This window comes from Rhizobium sp. K102, assembly GCF_022385315.1.
GTDB classification, from domain to species: domain Bacteria; phylum Pseudomonadota; class Alphaproteobacteria; order Rhizobiales; family Rhizobiaceae; genus Rhizobium; species Rhizobium croatiense.
The window spans coordinates 669392-692876 of the sequence record NZ_CP092436.1; the positions used below are offsets into that span (position 1 = coordinate 669392).

Genomic DNA, 23485 nt, shown 5'->3' on the forward strand with positions numbered 1-23485 from the left:
CAGGTACCATGACCATCAAGCTGCAAAAGCCTGACATCACAGAGCTGAAGCCGCGCATCACCGTGTTCGGCGTTGGTGGCGGTGGCGGCAACGCCGTCAACAACATGATCACCGCCGGCCTCCAGGGCGTCGACTTCGTCGTTGCCAACACGGATGCGCAGGCGCTGACGATGACGAAAGCCGAGCGCATCATCCAGCTCGGCGCCAACGTCACCGAAGGCCTCGGTGCAGGTTCGCAGCCGGAAGTCGGCCGCGCGGCCGCCGAAGAGTGCATCGACGAGATCATCGATCACCTGAACGGCACGCATATGTGCTTCGTCACCGCCGGCATGGGCGGCGGTACCGGCACGGGCGCAGCGCCCGTCGTCGCGCAGGCCGCCCGCAACAAGGGCATCCTGACGGTCGGCGTCGTCACCAAGCCGTTCCATTTCGAAGGCGGCCGCCGCATGCGTCTGGCCGAGATGGGCATCCAGGAACTGCAGAAGTCTGTCGACACGCTGATCGTCATTCCGAACCAGAACCTCTTCCGCATTGCCAACGACAAGACGACTTTCGCCGACGCGTTCGCGATGGCCGACCAGGTTCTCTATTCGGGCGTTGCCTGCATCACCGACCTGATGGTGAAGGAAGGTCTCATCAACCTCGACTTCGCCGACGTCCGCTCGGTCATGCGCGAAATGGGCCGCGCGATGATGGGCACCGGCGAAGCTTCCGGCGCCGGCCGCGCACTGCAGGCCGCCGAAGCGGCGATCGCCAACCCGCTGCTCGACGAAACCTCGATGAAGGGCGCTCAGGGCCTGCTGATCTCGATCACCGGCGGTCGCGATCTCACGCTCTTCGAAGTCGACGAAGCTGCAACGCGTATCCGCGAGGAAGTCGATCCGGACGCCAACATCATCCTCGGCGCCACCTTCGACGAATCGCTCGAAGGCATCATCCGCGTCTCGGTCGTTGCGACCGGTATCGACCGGGCGATCAGCGAAGCCGCCGAGCGCAACTTCCAGCCGGCTGCCAAGCCCGCTATCCGTCCTTCCGCGGCTGTTGCTCCGGCAGCGGCCGCAGTTCAGCCTGCGCCGGTGATGCAGGCACCAAAGGCCATTGATCCGATCGCCCAGACCATCCGCGAAGCCGAGATGGAACGCGAGCTTGAGATTCCGGCCCCGCGTGCCGCCGCACCGCTTCAGCAGCCTGCTGCGCAGCAGGAAGTCTTCCGTCCGCAGAGCAAGATTTTCGCGCCTGCACCGGAGGCTCCAGCCATGCGTCCTCAGGTGCAGCAGCAGGCTCCGGCACCGGTGATGAGCCAGCCGGTGATGAGCCAGCCCATCCAGCAGCAGCCGATCCAGCCGCAGCCGGTCCGGCAGGAGCCGGTCATCCGTCAGTCGGCTGAACCCGTCCGCATGCCGAAGGTGGAGGATTTCCCGCCGGTCGTTCAGGCCGAACTCGACCACCGCACGCAGGCGGCTTCCGCGCATGGCCAGGAAGAGCGCGGCCCAATGGGCCTGCTCAAGCGAATCACCAATTCGCTGGGGCGCCGCGACGATGACGCCGTTGCCGCCGACATGACCGCCGCACCGCCGGCCGCTTCCCAGCAGCGGCGTCCGCTGTCGCCGGAGGCAAGCCTCTACGCACCGCGCCGCGGCAATCTCGACGATCAGGGTCGTGCGGTTCCGCAGGCCCGCATGATGCAGGAAGACGACCAGCTGGAAATCCCGGCATTCCTGCGTCGCCAGTCGAACTGAGGCTGCGATTCGACACCGTAAATGCCCGGGATCCAGGTCCCGGGCATTTGCGTTTTTCAGCCCGGAATTGCTGAGCGATATCAATCGTGTGACTTCGTAACAAACCGAAAGAAACAGTGATTTGGATTGGAGCGCCGGCGCACGTAAGTATGATGCAAGGAAACTGCCCTAGGAGACTCCTCAGCGAGGCTCCTTCTGCAGAACGAATGAAAACCGCACCGTGGAACAGATCGCTGGAGCGGAAAAATTAAGGCAGATTTTATGGCAATTGGCTTGCTGGGTTTTCAAACGACGGTATCGCGTCCCGTGACGCTCTCGGGCATCGGGGTCCATTCGGGTGCCAATGTCTCGATCACGCTGAACCCGGCCGAATCGGACACCGGCGTCGTTTTCCAGCGCCTGCATGACAATGGCGACATCACCGAACTCAAGGCCGTCTCGTCGCAGGTCGGCAATACCGACCTCTGCACCGTGCTCGGCTTTTCACCGACGCATTCGGTCGCGACGATCGAACATGTCATGGCCGCCATCTATGCGCTCGGCCTCGACAATGTGTTGATCGAAGTGCAGGGCGCCGAAATGCCGATCATGGACGGCAGCTCGTTGCCTTTCGTCGAGGCGATCGAGCAGGCGGGTCTCGTCTCGCTCGGCGTCAAGCGCCGCTATATCCGTATCACCAAGCCGGTGCGAATCGAGCATGGCGGTTCCTGGAGCGAATTCCGTCCTTATGACGGCACGCGCTTCGAGGTCGAGATCGATTTCGACTGCCCGCTGATCGGCCGGCAGAAATGGGCCGGCGACATGAGCGCCGCGGTCTTCAAGACGGAGCTTTCCCGCGCCCGCACCTTCGGCTTCATGCGTGATGTCGAGCGGCTCTGGGCTTCCGGACATGCGCTCGGCTCGTCGCTCGAAAATTCCGTCGTCATTTCGGACGACAACACCGTCATCAACGTCGAAGGGCTGCGCTACGCTAAGGACGAGTTCGTCCGCCACAAGACGCTCGATGCCGTCGGCGACCTGTCGCTCGCCGGCGTCCAGTTCATCGGTTGCTACCGCTCCTACCGTGGCGGCCACAAGATGAATGCCAATGCTTTGAAGGCGCTGCTCGCCGATCCCTCCGCTTATGAAGTGGTCGAGACGTCGACGCCGCGTCAGCGCGTCGCTGCTCGGGAAATGATCGCCGTCAGCGCTTCGGAATTCGCTCCCTGGTCGGCATGACCTCCAGCATATTCTTGAGACCAGGCCGCCTCTTTCCCGGAGGCGGTTTTTTTATGTCGTCCCGAGTCTGCAGCGATTGGCATTTACGGCAGGTGCTTAGCTGCAACAGGTCGGAAAGAAGGTGAAAAGCCGGTCATTCCGGCCGCGGCTGCCACAAAAATGCGTTAATGCCTTATCATTGCGTTGCTCTCGATGCACATTTGTGGCTAGAAACGCCAGCGAGGCGTGGCTGCCGTGGAGCGAGCGGCGGCAGTGGGGTTCTTTCGAATGGCTTATGCAGGATCTGAAGGTATGATGAAGACAGCGCGCGCTTTGTTCGCATCGCTTCTGGTGCTCAGCGCAGGCGCCTCGATATCCGGCTGCCAGTCGGACCCCGATATCGACATCACCAAGCTCGGCCTCGAAACCGACCCGCCGGACGTGCTCTACACCCAGGGCCTTGCCAACATGAAGGCCGGCAACATGGCGGAAGCGGCGCGCAAGTTCGATGCCATCGACCGCGAGAACCCGTTCTCCGAATGGGCGCGCAAGGCGCTGGTGATGAGCACCTTCGTCAAATACCGCCAGGGCCGGCTCGACGACGCGCTGGCTTCGGGCAACCGTTACATGGCGCAATATCCGAAGTCCCAGGATGCCGCCTATGTGCAGTATCTCGTCGGTCTCACCTATTCCAAACAGATCGTCGACGTGACGCAGGACCAGCGCGCCTCGGCCAAGACGATCGAGGCGATGCAGGCCGTCGTCGACAATTACCCGAACTCCGAATATGTCGACGACGCGCAGGCGAAGATCCGCTATGCGCGCGACCAGCTGGCTGGCAAGGAAATGCAGATCGGCCGCTATTATATGGAGCGGAAGGAATATCTCGCCGCCATCTCGCGCTTCCGCATCGTCGTCGAGAAATATCCGAACACGAACCAGATCGAAGAGGCGCTCGCCCGTCTCGTCGAAGCCTATTACGCGATGGGTATCGTCGACGAGGCGCAGACCGCGGCAGCCGTTCTTGGTCACAACTACCCCGACAGCCAGTGGTACGCCGATTCCTACAAGCTGCTGCAGACCGGTGGCGCCGAGCCGCGTGAAAACAAGGGCTCGTGGATCGCTGCGGCAGGCAAGAAACTCCTGCTCGGTTCCTAAGTCCAATGCTGATCCAGCTTTCGATCCGCGATATCGTCCTGATCGAGCGGCTGGATCTTGCCTTCGAGACCGGCCTTTCCGTGCTGACGGGTGAGACCGGGGCGGGCAAATCCATCCTGCTCGACAGTCTTTCGCTGGCGCTCGGCGGGCGTGGCGACGGCGGCCTGGTGCGCCATGGCGAAGACAAGGGCCAGGTGACGGCCGTGTTCGACGTCGGCATGGATCACGGCGCCCGTGCGCTGCTGCGTGAAAACGGCATCGACGACGAGGGTGATCTGATCTTCCGCCGCCAGCAATCGGCGGACGGGCGCACCAAGGCCTATGTCAACGACCAGCCGGTCAGCGTGCAACTGATGCGCCAGGCCGGCCAGATGCTGGTCGAGATCCATGGCCAGCACGACGATCGCGCCCTGGTCGATACCAACGCCCATCGTACCCTTCTCGATGCCTTCGGCGGACTGACCGATGAAGTTGCAGAAGTCTCCCGGCTGTATCGTCTGTGGCGCGACAGCGAGCGGACGCTGAAGAAGCACCGCGAGAAGGTGGAAAGCGCGGCGCGCGAGGCCGACTATCTGCGCTCCTCCGTCGAAGAGCTCGAGAAACTCTCGCCGCAGGACAGTGAGGAGGACGAACTCGCCGAAAGCAGGCAGAAGATGATGAAGGCCGAGCGGATCGCCGGCGACATCGCCGAAGCCTCCGAATTCCTGAACGGCAATGCCTCGCCGGTGCCCCATATCGCCTCGCTGGTACGCCGGCTGGAGCGCAAGAGCCATGAGGCGCCGGGACTGCTCGAAGACACCGTGACGTTGCTCGATGCCGCGCTCGATCAGCTTTCCAACGCCCAGATGGAAGTCGAGGCGGCGCTACGCAAGACCGAATATGATCCGCGCGAGCTGGAGCGGGTGGAGGAGCGGCTTTTCGCGCTCCGGGCCGCTTCGCGCAAATATTCCGTGCCGGTCACCGAGCTGCCGGCGCTGGCCGTCCGCATGATCGCCGATCTTGCCGATCTCGATGCGGGCGAAGAGAAGCTTGCGCGGCTGGAAGCCGAGGTCGGCCTGGCGCGGGAGAATTACGATACCGCGGCGCGCGCGCTCTCCGACAAGCGCCATCATGCCGGCACGGCGCTGGCCGCGGCCGTGATGGCCGAGCTGCCGGCACTGAAGCTCGAACGCGCCCGTTTCATGGTCGAGATCACGACCGATGCGCAGGAGGCGCTGGCCGAAGGCATCGACGTCGTCGAGTTCCACGTGCAGACCAATCCGGGCACGCGGCCAGGCTCGATCATGAAGGTCGCTTCGGGCGGTGAGCTGTCGCGTTTCCTGCTGGCGCTGAAGGTGGCGCTCGCCGATCGCGGATCGGCGCCGACGCTTGTCTTCGACGAAATCGATACCGGCGTCGGCGGTGCGGTGGCCGATGCGATCGGCCAGCGGCTGAAGCGGCTCTCCGATCGTGTCCAGGTGCTGTCGGTCACCCATGCGCCGCAGGTTGCGGCAAGGGCGGCAACGCATCTGTTGATCTCCAAGGGGCCGACAACCGACGGTTCGGAAAAGATCGCCACGCGGGTGGCGACGATGGCGCAGACGGACCGCACCGAGGAGATCGCCCGCATGCTGGCCGGCGCTTCGGTGACCGAAGAGGCGAGGGCGGCCGCCAAGCGGCTGCTTGCCGGCAACGGCTAATCGCCTAACCCGATTTAAGGCTGTGGCGTGACAAGCACCGCGCTTCGCGCTATTCGCATCTTCCCCATCCGACGTGATCCGTTGCCATGCGCCTTTTCCATTTCAGCGACGATCCTGATATCGCGGTGTTCGAGCCGCGTCCTGTTCTCATTCCCTCGGTTCGCCCGGTTGGCCGGGAATGGCTGAATGGCCCGCTCGTCTGGGCGATCGATGGCGATCATGACTTTATGTACCTCTTTCCGCGAGACTGTCCGCGTATCCTACTGTGGGGGACGCCGGATACGCCGGAGGCCGAACGGCGGCGCTGGCTCGGTGATTGGCGCGCCGTTGCCTTCGTCGAGCGTCATTGGCTGGAAAGGCTCGAGGCGGAGAGGATCCACCGCTATGAAATGGCGTCCGACGGCTTCGAAGAGCTTAAGGATGCAGGCATGTGGGTGTCCAGCAGACGCGTCGTTCCCGTCAAGCGGACCGCCATGTCGCAGCTCGACCAGGAGTTTGCGCCACGTAAGGTGGATCTCCGGGTGGTCGATAACCTGCGGCCGTTGAAGGACCTCTGGAACACCGGCCTGCATGTCAGCGGCATTCGGCTGCGCAATGCGCGAGACTGGGAATAGGCCGGTAAGGCGGCGAGCTGTAGTGTTTCCTGCCGGCGCTAAAGGTGGCGCTCGTCGATCGCCGGGCCGGAGGCCATGACAAGCGTCCCAGAGGTATGAATTTGGCGCGAACGCTGACCCCAATCTCCCTCATCCCCGTGCTCGTCACAGGGATCCAGCGCACCCAAGTCCTTGGGCGCGCGAGGGACTTCTTGCCTGTATGACGGTCGTTCACGGCTCAGACGCGCCGTGGCTGGATCCCTGTGACGAGCACAGGGATGAGGGCGGAGAGGTGGGCGGCCCTGTCCGATAGCCGGCGCCATCCGGCATGCAGCATATCCGGCCTCTCTTTTCATCCGGAAATTTTGCTCTAAAAACAATGCAGATTTTCTGGCCAGATTCCCTGGAGTGAGGTTGTATGTCCATCGAAGGTTCCGCCGTCGACGCGTTGACGATCGAAGAGGCTGCCGCCGAGCTTGAGCGGCTGGCAAAGGAAATCGCGCATCACGATGCGCTCTACCACGGCAAGGACCGGCCGGAGATATCGGATGCCGATTACGACGCGCTGAAGCGCCGCAACGATGCGCTGGAGGCGCGGTTTCCCGAGCTGATCCGCGAGGACAGCCCGTCGCGGCATGTCGGAGCCGCTCCTTCCGTCACCTTCTCGCCGGTCGTTCATGCGCGGCCGATGCTGTCGCTCGACAACACGTTTTCGCAGGAGGACGTGCAGGATTTCGTCGCCGGCGTCTATCGCTTCCTCGGCCGCCTGCCGGACCAATCGATCGCCTTTACCGCGGAGCCGAAGATCGACGGTCTGTCGATGTCGATTCGTTACGAGAACGGCAGGCTGGTAACAGCCGCTACGCGCGGCGACGGCACGACCGGGGAGAACGTCACCGCCAACATCCGCACCATCGCCGAGATCCCCAACGAGCTGCCGAAGGGCGTTCCTGTCGTGGTGGAGATCCGCGGCGAGGTTTATATGGCCAAGAGCGACTTCCTGGCGCTCAACCGGCAGATGGAGGCGGAGGGTAAGCAGACCTACGTCAACCCGCGCAATACGGCCGCCGGATCGCTGCGCCAGCTCGACGCCAAGGTGACGGCCAGCCGCAAGCTGAAGTTTTTTGCCTATGCCTGGGGCGAGATGGCGGAGATGCCCGCCGACACCCAGTTCGACATGGTGCAGACCTTCAAGGACTGGGGCTTTCCCGTAAACCCGTTGATGAAGCGGCTGAATTCGGTCGCCGACATTCTGGCCCATTATGACGAGATCGGCCTTGAGCGGCCGGACCTCGATTACGACATCGATGGCGTCGTCTATAAGGTCGACAGCCTCGAACTGCAGCAGCGCCTCGGCTTCCGCTCGCGTTCGCCGCGCTGGGCGACGGCGCACAAGTTTCCGGCCGAGCAGGCCTTCACCGAGGTCGAGAAGATCGAAATCCAGGTCGGCCGCACCGGCGCACTGACGCCGGTGGCGCGGCTGAAGCCGATCACGGTCGGCGGTGTGGTCGTCACCAATGCGACGCTGCACAACGAGGATTACATCAAGGGCATCGGCAATAGCGGCGAGCGCATCCGGCCGGAGGAACACGACATCCGCGAGGGCGATACGGTCATCGTCCAGCGTGCCGGCGACGTCATTCCGCAGATTCTCGACGTGGTGATGGAAAAACGCGCCGCCGATGCCCGCTCATACGAGTTTCCGAAGGCCTGCCCGGTCTGCGGCTCGCATGCCGTGCGCGAGGTCAACGAGAAGACCGGCAAGATGGATTCGGTGCGCCGCTGCACCGGCGGCTTCATCTGCCGGGCGCAGGCGACGGAGCATCTGAAGCACTTCGTCTCGCGTAACGCCTTCGATATCGAGGGGCTTGGCTCCAAGCAGGTCGACTTCTTTTTTGAAAACGAGGATACGTCGCTGCAAATCCGTACGGCGCCCGAGATCTTCACGCTGGAGAAACGGCAGCAGGACTCGCTGACCAAGCTGGAGAACATCGACGGCTTCGGTAAAGTCAGTGTCGGCAAGCTCTATGCAGCGATCAACGAGCGGCGCAGCATTGCGCTTCACCGCTTCATCTATGCGCTCGGCATCCGTCATGTCGGCGAGACCACAGCGAAGCTGCTGGCGCGCTCCTACGGCACCTACGAAGCCTTTGCGACGGCGATGAAGGAAGCCGCACCGCTTTCCGGCGACGCCTGGAACGATCTCAACGCCATCGAGGGTATCGGCGAGGTCGTGGCGCGCGCCATGGTCGAATTCTACAAGGAGCCGCGCAATGTCGAGGTGATCGGCCGCCTGCTCGACGAAGTGACGCCGCAAGAGGCTGAACAGCCGGTGACGGCAGGAAGCCCGGTCGCCGGCAAGACGGTGGTCTTCACCGGCTCGCTGGAAAAATTCACCCGTGACGAGGCGAAAGCGAGGGCCGAAAGTCTCGGCGCCAAGGTGGCGGGATCGGTCTCGAAGAAGACCGACATCGTCGTCGCCGGTCCCGGCGCCGGCTCCAAGCTCGACAAGGCGCGCGAACTCGGCGTGCAGACCATGGATGAGGACGAGTGGCTAGCGCTGATCAGCGGGTGAGAGGCTGACGGCGGGCCGTCAGCCTGGTTCGTTCAAGGTCTCAACCGCGCCATGGTATAGGCGTCGACATACTCTCCCGATCGAAAGCCGAAGGCCCTCAGCAGGCCTTCTCGCTCGAAGCCGAATTTCTCATAGAGGCCGATCGCGGCGTCGTTGTCGGTATAGACGGTCAGTTCCAGCCGCTTGACGTCAAGCCAGTCGTCGGCGGCCTCGATCATGGCGCCGAGCAGGATGCGGCCGAAACCGCGGCCGGTGAAATCGTCATGCACGCCCATGCCGACGCTGGCGACGTGCTGCCGGCGGCCACCGAGGCGGTTAAGGCCGCAATTGCCGACGATCTTGCCGTTCAGGGTGACGACGAGATTGAGCGCGCCCGGCGAGGGATTTTCCATGCGCTTGCGAACCTCTTCGATCGTTTGGTATGGCGGCCTCAGCGTGCCGGCCCGGTAGCCCGGCAAATTCATGAGATCGGTCATTTCTTCCGCGTCGGAAAGGCGGACGGCGCGCACGACGACCCCATCCGGCAGGCGCGCTCGGTCGCGGGGCTCATTCTCATCATTTTCGGACATTGGGTGCTCTCCGTTGGTTTCAGGAGGAGAGCCGGTTTCCGAAAACCCTGCTCGCCTCGGCAGGGTTTCGGGATGAACGGGTCGCTGTTAACGCGCCATTGCTCCCGCATACCCTTCAAGGGTCGTGGTGTGATGGATAAGCGCTGCCATGGTCACGGAACCGATCATGGGTAGCAATTTTGGATATCTGTCGTGAAATGTCAACCGACGCGCGTGGGTGATTTGCACCGCCGCAAGCCGAGCGCTATTCCCCTGTGGTTGGTGAAACGATTCGGATGCGGCATTGAAGACGATCGCAATTGACTTCGAGACGGCGAACGAGCAGCGCGGCAGCGCCTGTTCCGTCGGCCTTGCCTGGATCGAGCAGGGCAGGGTGACACGCGTCGAGGAGCGGCTGATCCGGCCGCGCGATATGCGCTTTTCCGGGATGAATATCGCGATCCACGGTATCCGGCCGGAAGATGTCGAGGACGCGCCGGAGTTTCCCGAGGTGATGGATGAGTTCCATGACGATTTCAGGGGCGCGACGATGATTGCGCATAATGCCGCTTTCGATTTCAGCGTCTGGCGGGCAAGCCTCGATCTCTACCGGCAATCCTATCCCGAATTGACCTATCTCTGTAGCCTGAAGATGGCGCAGCGGATCTGGCCGCACTTTCTCTCGCACCGGCTGAACCTGATCGCCGAGCATCTCGGCCTGCGCTTCATGCACCACAACGCCGCCGAGGATGCCGCGGTCTGCGCGGCGGCGGCGATCGAGATGGCGAAGGCAGTCAAGGCGAAAGCCGTCGAGGCGATCCCGGCCCTGATCGGCATGACGCCGGGGCGGCTGACGGCGGGCGGCTATGCCCCCTGCACCTGCCGAAAGGCCTGAGCCTTTCTTGCAAAGCATGGGTGCGCACTTATCTAGAATGCGGCAAATCAAGCGATGGAGCGCTTTTGGCACGTCCGTCGGACGCGCGGCGCTCCCAGGGAGCAGCCATGTCCAAGCCGCGCAATCTTTTCCTCGCCACCCTGTCATTCCTCGCAGTCTCGGCGGGCGCCGCTCCGGCTGAAGTCGTCGGCAAGGTCGGGGTTGACTGGATCGGCAACGACATCATCGTCGAGGCAGTCTCCGATCCCGAGGTCAAGGGAGTCACCTGCCATGTCACCTATTTCGACCGCAGCCTGATCGACAGGTTCAAGAAAGGCAACTGGTTCGAAGATCCGTCCAACAATTCCATCGCCTGCCGGCAGACCGGACCGATCGAGGTCGGCAATATCGACCTGTCCAAAGACGGCAGCGAAGTGTTCCGCCAAGGTATGTCGCTGATCTGGAAGACGCTGGTCGTCAACCGCATCTATGACAAGGCGAACGACACGTTGATCTATCTCGCCCATTCCAGGGAGCTGACGGATGGCTCGGCGAAGATGTCGATTTCGACGATTCCGCTCTATGGGCAGAACGTGACCTGGAAGAATGGGAAGCCGCAATAAGGCGGGGGTAGCGTTCGATTTTGGGCAGGTCGTTGCCTCCTCCTCGCCCTCATTCCTGTGCCCGTCACAGGAATCCAGCGCGCCCAAGTCCTTGGGCGCAAGAGACTCTTTTATCTGCTGCAAGTGAGTCATTTACCGCGCGGACGCGCGGTGGCTGGATCTCTGTGACATCCCTCGGGTCGGAGCCCGAGGACAGAGATGAGGAAGGAGCAGGTGTGCTGCGCCGCTTGTAAAGATTGGCGGCAATCGGTCTTTTTAACGAAAAAGGCCCGGACAAACCGGGCCTTCCAACACCAGAATGGAGCGATATCAAGCCGCCTGGTTCAGTTCGTCGGCGATGACGGTATCGAGGTTGAGGAAGCAGACCATGGTCTTCTCGAGTGCGACGATGCCGCGGCAGAAGGCGCGCTGGGCTTCCGGGATGATTTCCGGCGGCGGCTGCAGGTCTTCGCTCTTGATGGTCATCATGTCGGAAACCTGCTCGACCAGCAGACCGACCAGCTTGCCGGCGATATCGGTGACGATGATCGCCGAGCGCTCGGAAGGCTCGGTCATCTTCATGCCGAGGCGGCAGGCCATGTCGATGACCGGGATCACCGCGCCGCGCAGGTTGATGAGGCCCAGCACGTAAGGCGGAGTATGCGGCATCGGCGTCACCGGCGCCCAGCCGCGGATTTCGCGGATGGCCATGATGTCGATGCAGAATTCCTGATCACCCAGGTGGAACGAAACGATTTCGAGATAGGCGCCAGACTGCTTGATGGCGTTGTTGTTCATGGTCAGAATTCTTCCCAGTTGTCCCCGGCGGGAGAGGCGATGACTTTGGCGGCAGAACCGCCGTTGAATGCGCCCGCGACCTTGCCGATCAGGCTGCGCGCGGGAGAAGGTCTCGAATGCGAGGCGGCGGTTGCCTCTCGCGGCGTTTGCCGGGCCGTCATGCCCTCGCCGGTCTTGAACTGCTTGATCAACTGCGTCAGGTTTTCCGCGTCGATGGCGAGCGTGTGGCTTGCGGCGTTCGTCTCTTCCACCATGGCCGCGTTCTTCTGCGTGACCTGATCCATCTGACTGATCGATGTATTGATTTCGTTCAATCCGACCGATTGTTCGCGCGCAGAGGTTACGATTGATTTAACGTGTTCGTCGATGCGCAGAACATCTTCGCCGATCTGGCGAAGCGCTTCACCGGCGGCCGTCACCAGTTCGCCGCCGATCTTCACTTCCTCGCCGGATTTTCCGATCAGAGCCTTGATATCCTTGGCCGCACCCGCGGCACGGCCGGCGAGTTCGCGCACTTCCTGGGCAACGACGGCGAAGCCCTTGCCGGCCTCGCCGGCACGCGCCGCCTCGACGCCGGCGTTGAGCGCCAGCAGGTTCGTCTGGAAAGCGATTTCGTCGATGACGTTGATGATCTTGCCGATTTCGCGGGAGGCACCTTCTATCCGTTCCATCGCGGCCATCGCATCACCGACGACGATGTCCGATTTCGCGGTATTCTCACGGGTATGCGAAACCATGTGGCCGACTTCCTCGGCGCGGTTGGTCGCATTGCGGACGGTGGCGGTGATCTGGTCGAGGGCGGCCGAGGTCTCTTCCAGCGAAGCGGCCTGCTGCTCGGTGCGCTTGGCGAGATCGTCGGCTGCGGCGCGCATCTGGCGGCTGTTGGCTTCGATCGAGCTGCTGTTGAGGGCAATATCGCCCATCGCCTTGCGCAGCGTCGCCGTCGTCTGGTTGAAGTCCAGGCGCAGACGGTCGAGTTCTTCGCGGAACGGCTGGTCGATCGTAACGGTCACGTCGCCGCCCGACAGGCGGGTGAGGCCGGCACCGAGAGCGGCGACGGCGGCGTTCAAGGCCTCTGCGTCGGCAAGCTTGGCGGCTTCGCGGGCGCGGTGCTCGGCATCGCTGCGCTGCCGGTCGGTTTGGTTCTGGGCTTCAAGGTCACGCTTTTCGATGGCGGCGAGGCGGAAGCCGTCAGCGGCGCGAGCCATTTCGCCGATTTCGTCGCCGCGGGTCTTTTCCGGAACCTCGCTGGCAAGATCGCCGCTCATGATGCGCTGCATGCTTTCCCGAACGGCACCGATGCCGCGGCGGATCGAGCCGCCGTGGACATATTGCAGGACGCCCATGGTGAGGATAGCCAAGACACCGAGGCCGACCTGCAGGACGAGGGCCTCCCGCGACACGGCATTGGCGAGCTCGACATGCTGCTTGGCAAAAAGGGTTCCGTCCGCGGCGAGTTTGTCGAGCGTCTTGGTCAGCTCTTCGCCGGCGCCGTCGATCGCATCGTCGATCTTGTCGAACTCCGCGTCGGAGGCCCCCTGTTGAACCAGCGTGATCAGATCGACCCGTATTGCCTTGCCGATTGCGGCGACATCGGCGTCATAGCTCTTCAACAGGCCGTCGTCATGCATTTCACCTGCGAGAAGGCGCATTTCCTTCGAGCCGCTGGACAGAGCGGTCAGTGAATCGCCGATCAGTTTGATGCGTGCAGGTTCGACGACCTTGCTGTCCTTGTCGACGATGATGTCCATAGCAGCCAAAACCATTGTCAGGTTTGCAAGCCGCATGTCGGCGAGATGATTGACGCTTGCCTGGATCTCTGTGGCGCGGTGCAAGGCGGTGTCGACCCGCATGTTCTCATACCAGCCGACGCCGAGCATCGTTCCGAAACCGATGAAAGCCGCACCGCCGAGCGTCCAAAGCCGCTGGCTGACTGACAGGCTCTTGCGCACTGCTGAATTGGTCATGAAATACCCCTCACAAACCGCTCGGATTCGTGTTTCCCTCATTTCATGCGGAGGTCCGGGGTTTTTTTGCCGCTCGGCAGACATCATGTCAGAACGGCAGAGAGCGCCGCACGCATTACCAAATATAGATATGACGGCTTAAGTCTTTCCTAACGATATTTATCTTGAGCTTGCCGGTAGGCTGCTCCGGCAAGGTACTGGAAAAAATGATGTTTTTCGCCCCGTCTCCGATGCTGATCGGTGGATCTCCCGTTGCGGACGGCCCCAGTGGGTGGGACAATTAATCACGGGTCAGAAAACATATTGTTGAATTGCGCGCGTCCGATCGAGACTATATCAGGCGGGGCAAGGGCAGGCGGACATACCCGCCTCGGATCGAGGATCGTGCCAATGAAGACATTCCGCATCGCCATCTGGATCGGCGTTCTGATGCTGGCCGGAATTCTCGGCTGGGCCACGCTCAATCTCGACAAATCGAAAGATGTGGTGGCGGAGGCTCCCTTCGGCGTGCCTTTCACGCTCGTTTCCCAAAGCGGGCAGCCGATCACCGAGCAGGCGTTGCGCGGCAAGCCGACGGCGCTGTTCTTCGGCTTCACCCATTGCCCCGAAGTCTGCCCGACCACGCTGTTCGAGCTGAACGGCTGGATGGATAAGGTCGATCCCAAGGGTGACAAACTGCAGGCCTATTTCGTCACCGTCGATCCGGAACGCGACACGCCCGAAATCATAAACGAGTATGTTTCCAACGTTTCCAAGCGGATCACTGGCATTTCGGGTCCGCCTGAAAAGATCGCCGAGGTCATCAAGGGTTTCCGCGTCTACGCCAAGAAGGTGCCGGTCGACGAGAAGGATCCGAATGGCGACTATACGATGGATCACACCGCCTCGGTTTTCCTGCTCGATTCGGCCGGGCGGTTTTCGGGAACGATCGCCTATGGCGAAAACCCGGACACGGCGGTAAAGAAGCTGGAGAATCTCGTCCGCAAGGGGTGATAGGGCGCTGGCCCAACCGGTGGCGGGCAACGGAAACGGGAAAGACCGCCTATCGTGAGTGAAATCCGCCTTTACGTATCGACGACCGAGAGCAAGGCCGAACAGATTCTCGACCTTCTAAGCGAGGTCTTCGGCGAAGAAGATTTTGCCATCGGCACCACCGAGGTCGATGAGAAGAGGGATATCTGGGAAGCCTCCGTCTACATGATGGCAGAGGACGAGGCGCAGGTGCGCTCCCGTGTCGAGACGGCGCTGAAAAGCCCCTTTCCTGATGCTGAGCTGCTGCGGGAGGTCATTCCCGACGTCGATTGGGTGGTGAAGTCGCTAGAGGGGCTGAAGCCCGTCAGGGCAGGGCGCTTTCTGGTGCACGGCTCGCATGACCGCGACAAGGTCCGTCCCGGCGACATCGCCATCGAGATCGATGCCGGCCAGGCTTTCGGCACCGGCCATCACGGCACGACGGCCGGCTGCCTGGAGGTGATCGATCGCGTCGTCCGGTCGCGCCGCGTCCGCAACGCACTCGACCTCGGTACCGGCAGCGGCGTGCTGGCGATCGCCGTGCGCAAGCTCAAGAACATACCGGTGCTCGCCACCGACATCGACCCGATCGCCACACGGGTCGCCGCCGAAAACGTCCGCCGTAACGGTATTGCCTCGGGCATCGCGACCAGAACCGCACCAGGTTTTCATTCGACTGCTTTTTCCGAGCATGGTCCCTTTGATCTCATCATCGCCAACATCCTTGCCCGGCCGCTGATCCGGATGGCGCCGCAGCTCGCCGCCCACCTTGCGCCCGGCGGGTCGGTGATCCTGTCGGGGATTCTGGCCGCGCAGCGATGGAAGGTAATTGCCGCCTATAGCGGTGCGAGGCTCCGGCACGTTAGGACCATCTGGCGGAACGGCTGGGTGACGATCCATTTGGATCGGTCTTGAGTTCTGCTTAGGTAAGGGGCTCGGCCTGCTGCACGCTTGCTTAGGGCGCTGGCTTTCCTCCTTCTCCCTCATTCCTGTGCCTGTCACAGGAATCCAGCCACCGCGCGTCCGCGCGGTGAATGACTCATCATATTTTGGAGAGAGTCGCCCGCGCCCAAGGACTTGGGCGCACTGGATTCCTGTGACGAGCACAGGAATGAGGGAGGGGAGAGGTTTGCGCTCCATCGAAATGGAGCCGCTTTTGGGCGTTCAAACAAAAAAGGCGGTGCCGTTGGCACCGCCTTGGACCGGTCTATCCGGCCAATGCCCGCGAGCTCGAAGGAGGAGGAGCGCTCGAGCGGGCTCTACTGCATTCCAATAGGCCGGTCCGGGAGGGAGGAGACGGACGGGCTTTCAGGCTTAGAACGCGTAGCTGGGGGCGCCCTGGTGGCGCGTGACGCGCTGGCCGGCGCCGAGCAGCTTGAGGCTGTCTTCGCTCTGCGGGCGGCGGGCGCCGATCACGTGACGCACGGTCTGGCGTTCGCCAGCCTGCACCGGGCTGCTGTATGCGAAGCGCGAGAGAGAGGCGGTCATTTCAAAAAATCCTTTGGTTGCTGGTTCGTCCGAACCGTTCGATGGCGCCTATATAGCTATTCTGAAATGCGGAGGCAGAGGGTTTTGCTCATGGGAGCCATGCGGCCAATGCATAAAGCGTGCCAAATTAACTTTTGGCGTCACAGTTCTGTCAAAATATTGGGCGCCTGCAGCGACTTCGAGTCGTTTCGACGCTTTTTCTCCCCATCGATTGAAATTTCGCTAACATGGCCGGCATCCCATTAACCGGATTCGTTTCAATCATTCGGGTTTCCAGCATGTTCCAGTCTTTCGAGGTCACCTCCACGCCGCACTTCGGCAAGGATCGGGTTTCGGCGTTGCGCGCCACTTTCGATTCGCTCGGCATCGACGCCTTCCTGGTGCCGCGCGCCGACGAATTCAACGGCGAATATGTTCCCGCCTGCTCCGAGCGCCTGGCATGGCTGACCGGCTTCACCGGTTCGGCAGGTGTTGCGCTGATCCTGCGCACGCAGGCGATCGTCTTCGTCGACGGCCGCTATGTGACGCAGCTTGCCGAACAGGTCGACGGTTCGGTGTTTTCGGGCGGCGATCTCGTCAACGAGCCGCCGCATGTCTGGCTTGCCGCAAACGGCGGCAAGGGGCTGCGGCTCGGCATCGATCCATGGCTGCATGCGGGTGCCGAAGTGCGCCGTCTGGAAAGGGCGCTTTCAGAGATCGGCGGCAGCCTCGTCTTCCTGCCGCACAATCCGCTCGACAGGCTGTGGAACGACCGGCCGGCCGAGCCGCTCGGCGCCGTGACCATCCAGAATGTCGCCCAGGCCGGAGTGCTGGCGAGCGAGAAGATCGCTACGATCGCTGCCAATCTTTCGAAGAAGGAGCTCGCGGCGGTGCTAATCGCGGATCCGTCGTCGGCCGCCTGGATCTTCAACATCCGCGGCGCCGACGTGCCGCACACGCCGCATCCGCTGGCGCGGGCCATCATCCATGCCGACGGGCGGGCCGAACTTTTTCTCGACAAGCGCAAGACCGGCATCGAACCGGAGGCCTATCTCGGGCAGATCTGCACCCAGCTGCCGCCTTCGGCTCTGGAAGAGCGGCTCGCCGCTGTTTCCAGGGATGGCGGCCGTGTGCTGATCGATCCCGATATCGCTTCCTATGCGCTTGCCGAGGTCATTCGCAAGGCGGGCGGAGAGGCCGTGGAGGGTATCGACCCCGCCAAACTGCCGCGCGCGGTGAAGAACGACGTCGAAATCAACGGCTCGGCCGCCGCGCATCTGCAGGACGGCGCGGCGATGGTGGAATTCCTTTATTGGCTGTCGCAGGAAAAACCCGGCACGGTGAGCGAGATCGCAGCGACAGAGCGGCTCGAAGCGGCGCGTGCCCGCGTCGGCCAAAGCATGCAGAACCCGCTGAAGGACATTTCCTTCGATACGATTTCGGGGGCGGGCGAACATGCGGCGATCATGCATTACCGCGTGACGACCGAGACCAACCGGATAATCGAGGCCGGCGAACTCTTCCTGATCGATTCCGGCGCGCAATATATCAACGGCACGACCGACATCACCCGCACAGTCGGTATCGGGGCGGTTTCGGAAGAGCATCGCCGCTTCTTCACGCTGGTGCTGAAGGGCATGATCCAGATCAGCACGGCGCGTTTTCCGAAGGGCACACGCGGCTGCGATCTCGACCCGCTGGCCCGCATCGCGCTGTGGCGGGCAGGGGCCGATTTCGCGCATGGCACGGGCCACGGCGTCGGCTCCTACCTCTCGGTACATGAGGGGCCGCAGCGCATCTCCAGGCTTTCGACGCAGGAGCTGCTGCCCGGCATGATCCTTTCGAACGAGCCGGGTTATTACCGGCCGGGCAGCTTCGGCATCCGCATCGAGAACCTGATCTATGTGCGCGGGGCCGAGGAGATCGAGGGCGGCGACATGGCCATGCTCGGCTTCGAGACGCTGACCTTCTGCCCGATCGACCGTAGCCTCGTCATCCCCGAGCTGCTGACCCATGACGAGCTGCACTGGTTCAATGATTATCACCGCCGCACGCGCGAGGCGCTGATGCCGCTGATCCACGATCACGATGTCAGGGCGTGGCTCGAAAACGCGACGCTGCCGCTGGAATATTAGGAGGGGCCATGCCGGCGGCGCTAAACGCCTGCGTGGCGCCAGATCATTACGACAACCCAGGCGGCGACAAGCATCCAGCTATGGGAGACGCGCAGGCCGACGAAGAGGGCGACGATCAGCGCCAGCTTCGAATCCCAGCCGCCGATGAAGAAGGCGGGAGCCACCAGCGTCGTCAGCACGGCCGCCGGGACGGCATTCAGCGCCGCCTCCATGCGCGGCGGAATGCTCTTCATCCGGGTGATGAGGATGTAGCCGCCGATGCGGGTGGCGAAGGTGGCGGCAGCGGCGGCGAGGATGACGAGCGCCATGTGAAGATCGAATTCCATGGCTCAGACCTCGTGCACTTCGGATTGAAGAGCGTCCGCTTCAAGAGCGGGCTCTTGCGGCGCCAATGGCAGCAGGGCGGCAAGCACGATGCCGGCGGCAGCGCCGAGGCTCACATGCCAGGGCGAGCCGACATAGCGATAGGCGAGCACCGAAGCGACGGCGCTGACGAGTGCTACGGGCAGGAAATTATCGCGCTTGCGGAAGCCGAGGACGATGCCGAGGAAATAGGCCGGCAGCAGGATATCGAGGCCGATCGCCTTCGGATCGCCGATGAAGCCGCCGAGCATGCCGCCGATGACGCTGATCAGCACCCAGGGAATGTAGATGATAATGCCGAAGCCGAAATACCAGGCGAAGGTCAGCGGTTTGCCGGCCTCGCTGCGCTTCACCGCTTCGGCAAATTGCGGATCGACGAGCAGGAAGAAGGTGAAGAATTTCTGCACCGGCGTGAAATGGCCGATATAGCGCGCCAGCGCCGCCGAATAGAGAACATGGCGAAAATTGACGGCGAGGATCGACAGCACGATCAGCCAGGCGTGGACATTGTGGCCGAAGAGCTCGATGCCGACCATCTGGCTGGCGCCGGCATAGACGGTGGCGCTCATGAAGGCGGCTTCGGAAAGCGACATGCCGTTTTCGACCGCGAGCGCTCCGAACAGCGCACCGAAGGGTGCCGACGCCAGCGCAACGGCGGAGCCGCCCCGCACACCTTCAACAAAGTCGGCGCGATTCATCTGGGTGATCCTGTTGGAAATTCAGCTTTCCCTTATGATCTGCGGATTGCCACGGCAATTGAATTTCGTTGATTGATCAATCGATTTTGCTGAAGCATCAACGTGCTGATCGCAACCGGCGGAGAGGGTGCCCATGAAGAAGATCGAATTTACCAAGGAAGCGAAAGCGGCGATCATCTCGCGCATCCGCCGCTATTTCGAAACGGAACTCGACCAGCCGATCGGCGCGCTGCCGGCGGAGTTCCTGCTCGATTTCTTCGCCGAGGAGATCGGTGCTCACTATTACAATCAGGGTCTTCGCGATGCGCACGCCGCCCTTTCGAAGAAGATGGAGGACCTCGCCGAGGACATCTATCTGCTCGAGCGTGACGAGAAGAACAAGGCCGAGGGCGCCTGAGCGGCCCGCTTCACCCCTCGCGCTTCATCCGCTCCCGGCGCGCCAGTTCGGCCTGCGAGGGCTCCTGCATCGCGAAGCTGCCGGGTTTGACCTCGCCGGCGCGCTGATAGACGCTCATGATGACGCCGGTCGTCGATACCGAGTTGGCGGTGAGCTTCAGCGCTGCCGGTGTGGCACCCGCGCCGAACAGGCGCTTGCCGGGGCCGAGGATGAGCGGGAAGGTCAGGAGCCGGAGTTCGTCGATCAGGTCGTGCGCCAGCAGCGTTTGCAGCAGTTCGCTGCTGCCCTGCGTCAGCAGGTCGGGACCGTCCTCCTGCTTCAGCCGGGCGATTTCGGCGACGGCATCGCCGCGCAGCGGAACGGAATTTTCCCAGCTGAGCGGCTCTTGTGATGTCGTCGCGACATATTTGGTTGCAGCATTGAAGACCCTTCCGATGGGGTCGTCTTGGCCGACAAAGGGCCAGTGCGCGGCGAAGATTTCGTAGGTCTTGCGGCCGAGCAGCAGAGCGAAGGGATCGGTAAAGATCCCGTCCATGAACTCCCCCATCGGCTCGTCCCAGTAATTGACGGTCCAGCCGCCAAGTTTGAAGCCGCCGGTCGGATCTTCCTCGGGCGCGCCGGGCGCCTGCATAACGCCGTCGAGACTCACGAAGGCCGCAGTCACAAGCTTTCTCATCTCTCAACTCCCATGTTTGGTTCGTTCAGAAGCAAGGACGGATCGATATAAGCCGAACCGACACCGGACGCATCAATCCGGCGAGAATATTTCACCTTAACGTCAAATTATCGGGGCGCCGCTATGGTCACGGCATTTTCGATGACCGGGTTGCTTCCCTTGGCTGTTATTGTCTCCAAAATCGATGAACCTCGATCCACGACGCTCGGCAAGACGTTGATCTTTGTGGTGTGGTTTGCGCTGGCATCCGCGCTTTGCTGGTCAGAAACCGTGTGGCGCGATGAGGTTCGCGCCTTGTCGCTCGCCCTTCAGGGGGAGAGTTTCATCGATATGCTTCGCCAGATGCATGGCGAAGGTCATCCGGCACTCTGGTATATCCTGTTGCGCGCCGCTCATCTTGTCGTCGGCTCTCCCTTCGTCCTGAAAATCGTCGCGCTGACGATCGCGGCCGCCTCGGCCTACCTTCTTGTTTTCAGGCTTGAACTGCCGCGATCGATCATGCTGCTGTCGTTGTTCAGCAGCTTTTCGGTTTTCGACTACGCCGCGATGTCGCGAAATTACGGCGTCAGCATGCTTTTGGTCTTCCTTATCGTCCTGAGCTGGGAGAGGGGAATGCGCAACGGTATGGTGCTCGGCCTGTTGTTTGCCTTGCTGGCAAATACCAACGTCCACTCTGTCGTGCTGGTCGGCGGCTTTCTTGCCTACTGGTTTTTCGATCTGGTCCTGGCGCGTCCAACACCTTCTCTGTCGGCATATCGGGCCTTTGCGACGGCCGCAGCCATTGCCGCGGTCGGCGTTGTTCTGTGCGTGATGACAGTCTATCCCACTTTCAACGATGCCGGGCAAAACGATCTCGCAGGCAAGAATTTCGCCCCGCTGGTCCTTTATGCCTTTGCCGGGGCGAGTTCCTATTTCATGGAGTTCTACCCCGACAGGATCCTTCGGCTGGTCGTGGCCGATCCATCGCTTGCTCGGGTTTTCGCCTCGCTGATGGCGGTGCTCATCTATGGCAGTCTGCTTGGACTGGCCAATCGGCGGCCGGCGATGTTCGCGGCCGCATCGGTTCTCCTGAGGGTTTTCGTTGCTTTTTACGCTTGTCTACCCAGGTAGCTACAGACATCAGGCCCTATGGCTGGTCTTCATGATCGGCATGATTGCCTTGGTCAGCCGCTCCCGGTTCGCAGCCGCGGGCATTGCCGGTGTCGAGTCAGTCGGTGGCGTCGTCAAGATCGGGCGTCTGTGCTTCATGATATTGCTGGCGCTGCAGGTCGCCTCCGGTATCGAAAAGGTCCATCAGTTCCTCTTCACCGACATTCCGCTGAGCCGCGCCCGGGATCTCGGGTCGTTCATTCAATCGCGCCCGGATCTCAAGGATGCGATCATCATGGCGGATCCCGATTATCTCGTGGAGCCCTTGCCCTATTACATCCCCAATCGCACCTATCTTCTACGGGAGCAACGGTTCGGCGCGATCGTGCGGTATACCCGCAATGCGCGGCTTTCGCTCAGCCTTGCCGATATACTGCAGACGGCGCGGCAACTGCAGCAGAGCGAGGACGCACCCATCGTCATTCTTCTCTCACAGCGGCTTGACCGAATTGCCGCGCCCGTCTCATTGCGCGAAAGTTACAGCTGGCTGCTGTCTCTGACGCCGGAAGAGATTTCCGCATTCCGGAGCGAGACGACCCTCGTCAAGCGTTTCGGCCCCGTTGCCGGCAGCGATGAGACATTCGATGCCTATCTGTTGAAATAAAAGATCGGCGGTTCATTCGCGCAAGGCATCCGCACTGTTGATCGCGGCGATGCCATGCGCCCGCATCTCGTCGATGGCAGCGGCGACGCCTTCAGGGGTGATACCGCGGCTTGCGTCCTCGATGAAGCGTACGCGCACGCCCGGCATCATCTCCAGCGCGTCGAGCGCGGAGAACTTGACGCAGTAATCGGTCGCCAGACCGCAGACGTCGAGATCGGTCACCCCCTGATCTTGGAGGAAATCGGAAAGGCCGGTCGAAGCGTCTCGATCATTGTCGCGGAAGGCCGAATAGCTGTCGATCTTGGGATCCTCGCCCTTCTGCTGGATCAGGTCGATTTCTTCGGATTTAAGCTCCGGATGCAGCTCGGCATCGAGCGTGCCCTGGATGCAGTGGTCGGGCCACATCACCTGCGGTTTGCCGGACAATTCGCCCATCTTGAAGGGGGCGGCACCCGGATGGGCGGAGGCGAAGCTGCCGTGGCCGGGCGGATGCCAGTCCTGGGAGGCGACGATCAGATCGTATTTGCCGCTGTCGATCAGCCTGTTTGCGACGGGAACGACCTTGTCACCGTCCGGCACCGGCAGGTTTCCTCCCGGACAGAAGCCGTTCTGGATATCGACGAGCAGCAGCGCTTTCATCAAGGCCAATCCCTTCGCGTTATTGCTATGCAAATGCCAAGTGCACCGATGCATCAACTAGTGAATTCCCGGGAGCCCGCATGCAAGCGTTAATTCTGTCACTGGTGGTAGCAGTCGGCGGAAAAAGAATTTGCTAATGCAACCAATGCGATAGGTGCGGTTGCGTCCCAGTAATCCGGCAAAGAGGCCGGCCTTGCCGGCCGCCCTGATTTCTGCCTTTCTTGCCTCAGTAGCAAGCCGAGACCGAGACCATGTCCGAACCCCAGACAGATGAAAAGATCGATGCAACCTTCCGCAACGGATCGTTAACGGCAACCGGAATCATTCTTGGTTTCTCGCTCAACTTCATCAGTCTGTGGGTTTCCAACCCGAATGACTGGAGCCGCGTCGATCTGCTGCCGATGGCATTCCTGACCGTCGGCATCGCCATTCAGGTGAAGGTGTTTGCCGATCTTCTGGCGCGAGACTCGCTGCTCGCCGTCAAATACGACCGGGCGCGCCAGCTGTTCCTGATCGGGCTGTCGATCGTCGCCATCGGAATGGGGATCGCCCTGCTGAACGACATCCTCGGGCTCAGCAGTATGCGGATGTTCGGATGACTGTTCCTGCGGTATCG

At 61.9% G+C, this 23485-nt stretch carries 21 protein-coding genes and 1 pseudogene; 14 read left to right on the forward strand and 8 right to left on the reverse strand.

The features are described from left to right. The first annotated feature begins 8 nt into the window (after positions 1-8). The 6 genes from ftsZ (at position 9) to ligA (ending at position 8941) form a co-directional block, all read left to right on the forward strand. A complete protein-coding gene (ftsZ, locus tag MHI61_RS09180) occupies positions 9-1739 on the forward strand; it encodes a cell division protein FtsZ (protein ID WP_064682713.1) in 1731 nt (576 codons plus the stop codon). A 261-nt stretch (positions 1740-2000) separates the two neighbouring features. Continuing rightward, the gene (lpxC, locus tag MHI61_RS09185) at positions 2001-2957 is read left to right on the forward strand and encodes a UDP-3-O-acyl-N-acetylglucosamine deacetylase (protein WP_222139213.1); all 957 of its coding nucleotides are present in this window, start codon (positions 2001-2003) and stop codon (positions 2955-2957) included. Positions 2958-3224: 267 nt separating this feature from the next. Next, positions 3225-4094, forward strand: coding sequence for an outer membrane protein assembly factor BamD (locus tag MHI61_RS09190; RefSeq protein ID WP_170964711.1), 870 nt, complete (start codon positions 3225-3227; stop codon positions 4092-4094). A 5-nt stretch (positions 4095-4099) separates the two neighbouring features. Further along, positions 4100-5773 carry a DNA repair protein RecN gene (recN, locus tag MHI61_RS09195; protein WP_239791754.1) on the forward strand — a complete coding sequence of 558 codons (1674 nt, stop codon included), beginning with the start codon at positions 4100-4102 and terminating at the stop codon, positions 5771-5773. 86 nt (positions 5774-5859) lie between these two features. Continuing rightward, a complete protein-coding gene (locus MHI61_RS09200) occupies positions 5860-6387 on the forward strand; it encodes a DUF6886 family protein (RefSeq protein ID WP_239791755.1) in 528 nt (175 codons plus the stop codon). 397 nt (positions 6388-6784) lie between these two features. Then, the gene (gene ligA / locus MHI61_RS09205; protein ID WP_239791756.1) at positions 6785-8941 is read left to right on the forward strand and encodes an NAD-dependent DNA ligase LigA; all 2157 of its coding nucleotides are present in this window, start codon (positions 6785-6787) and stop codon (positions 8939-8941) included. 32 nt (positions 8942-8973) lie between these two features. On the opposite strand, the gene MHI61_RS09210 is transcribed toward ligA, so the two are convergent. Further along, positions 8974-9510, reverse strand: coding sequence for a GNAT family N-acetyltransferase (locus MHI61_RS09210; RefSeq protein WP_239791757.1), 537 nt, complete (start codon positions 9508-9510; stop codon positions 8974-8976). 283 nt (positions 9511-9793) lie between these two features. Between MHI61_RS09210 and MHI61_RS09215 the strand changes: the two genes are divergently transcribed. Further along, positions 9794-10384, forward strand: a complete 591-nt coding sequence (locus MHI61_RS09215; protein WP_239791758.1) for a 3'-5' exonuclease — start codon at positions 9794-9796, stop codon at positions 10382-10384. Between the two features lie 107 nt (positions 10385-10491). Then, positions 10492-10986, forward strand: coding sequence for a CreA family protein (locus MHI61_RS09220; protein WP_097604935.1), 495 nt, complete (start codon positions 10492-10494; stop codon positions 10984-10986). A 309-nt stretch (positions 10987-11295) separates the two neighbouring features. Here the strand turns inward: MHI61_RS09220 and MHI61_RS09225 are convergent, their stop codons facing one another. Both MHI61_RS09225 and MHI61_RS09230 read right to left on the reverse strand, forming a co-directional pair. Next, positions 11296-11763 (reverse strand): chemotaxis protein CheW, encoded by a 468-nt coding sequence (locus MHI61_RS09225; RefSeq protein WP_004668786.1) that lies wholly within the window; start codon positions 11761-11763, stop codon positions 11296-11298. A 2-nt stretch (positions 11764-11765) separates the two neighbouring features. Then, positions 11766-13730, reverse strand: coding sequence for a HAMP domain-containing methyl-accepting chemotaxis protein (locus MHI61_RS09230; RefSeq protein ID WP_239791759.1), 1965 nt, complete (start codon positions 13728-13730; stop codon positions 11766-11768). Positions 13731-14120: 390 nt separating this feature from the next. Between MHI61_RS09230 and MHI61_RS09235 the strand changes: the two genes are divergently transcribed. Together MHI61_RS09235 and MHI61_RS09240 are read left to right on the forward strand one after the other, a co-directional pair. Continuing rightward, positions 14121-14723, forward strand: coding sequence for an SCO family protein (locus MHI61_RS09235; RefSeq protein WP_239791760.1), 603 nt, complete (start codon positions 14121-14123; stop codon positions 14721-14723). 54 nt (positions 14724-14777) lie between these two features. Continuing rightward, a complete protein-coding gene (locus tag MHI61_RS09240) occupies positions 14778-15656 on the forward strand; it encodes a 50S ribosomal protein L11 methyltransferase (RefSeq protein WP_239791761.1) in 879 nt (292 codons plus the stop codon). 399 nt (positions 15657-16055) lie between these two features. On the opposite strand, the gene MHI61_RS09245 is transcribed toward MHI61_RS09240, so the two are convergent. After that, positions 16056-16229 (reverse strand): hypothetical protein, encoded by a 174-nt coding sequence (locus tag MHI61_RS09245; RefSeq protein ID WP_010031974.1) that lies wholly within the window; start codon positions 16227-16229, stop codon positions 16056-16058. Between the two features lie 278 nt (positions 16230-16507). On the opposite strand from MHI61_RS09245, the gene MHI61_RS09250 reads away from it, so the two are divergent. Next, positions 16508-18343, forward strand: a complete 1836-nt coding sequence (locus MHI61_RS09250; RefSeq protein WP_239791762.1) for an aminopeptidase P family protein — start codon at positions 16508-16510, stop codon at positions 18341-18343. A gap of 20 nt (positions 18344-18363) precedes the next feature. Here MHI61_RS09250 and MHI61_RS09255 read toward each other — a convergent pair whose 3' ends face one another. Both MHI61_RS09255 and MHI61_RS09260 read right to left on the reverse strand, forming a co-directional pair. Further along, on the reverse strand, positions 18364-18669 hold the full coding sequence (locus tag MHI61_RS09255; RefSeq protein WP_064682702.1) for an AzlD family protein: 306 nt from the start codon (positions 18667-18669) through the stop codon (positions 18364-18366). A gap of 3 nt (positions 18670-18672) precedes the next feature. Further along, positions 18673-19404 carry an AzlC family ABC transporter permease gene (locus MHI61_RS09260; RefSeq protein WP_239791763.1) on the reverse strand — a complete coding sequence of 244 codons (732 nt, stop codon included), beginning with the start codon at positions 19402-19404 and terminating at the stop codon, positions 18673-18675. Positions 19405-19537: 133 nt separating this feature from the next. Between MHI61_RS09260 and MHI61_RS09265 the strand changes: the two genes are divergently transcribed. Then, positions 19538-19801: a DUF2164 domain-containing protein gene (locus tag MHI61_RS09265; RefSeq protein WP_239791764.1), complete on the forward strand. Its 264-nt coding sequence runs from the start codon at positions 19538-19540 to the stop codon at positions 19799-19801. 10 nt (positions 19802-19811) lie between these two features. On the opposite strand, the gene MHI61_RS09270 is transcribed toward MHI61_RS09265, so the two are convergent. Continuing rightward, entirely contained in the window at positions 19812-20477 is a 666-nt protein-coding gene (locus MHI61_RS09270) for a dihydrofolate reductase family protein (protein ID WP_239791765.1), read from the reverse strand. 159 nt (positions 20478-20636) lie between these two features. Here MHI61_RS09270 and MHI61_RS09275 point away from each other — a divergent pair. After that, positions 20637-22230: pseudogene (locus tag MHI61_RS09275) on the forward strand (hypothetical protein). Between the two features lie 12 nt (positions 22231-22242). Here the strand turns inward: MHI61_RS09275 and pncA are convergent. Beyond that, a complete protein-coding gene (gene pncA / locus MHI61_RS09280; protein ID WP_239791766.1) occupies positions 22243-22869 on the reverse strand; it encodes a bifunctional nicotinamidase/pyrazinamidase in 627 nt (208 codons plus the stop codon). A gap of 251 nt (positions 22870-23120) precedes the next feature. Here pncA and MHI61_RS09285 point away from each other — a divergent pair, with 251 nt between their 5' ends. Beyond that, the gene (locus tag MHI61_RS09285) at positions 23121-23468 is read left to right on the forward strand and encodes a hypothetical protein (RefSeq protein ID WP_239791767.1); all 348 of its coding nucleotides are present in this window, start codon (positions 23121-23123) and stop codon (positions 23466-23468) included. Positions 23469-23485 lie beyond the last annotated feature (17 nt).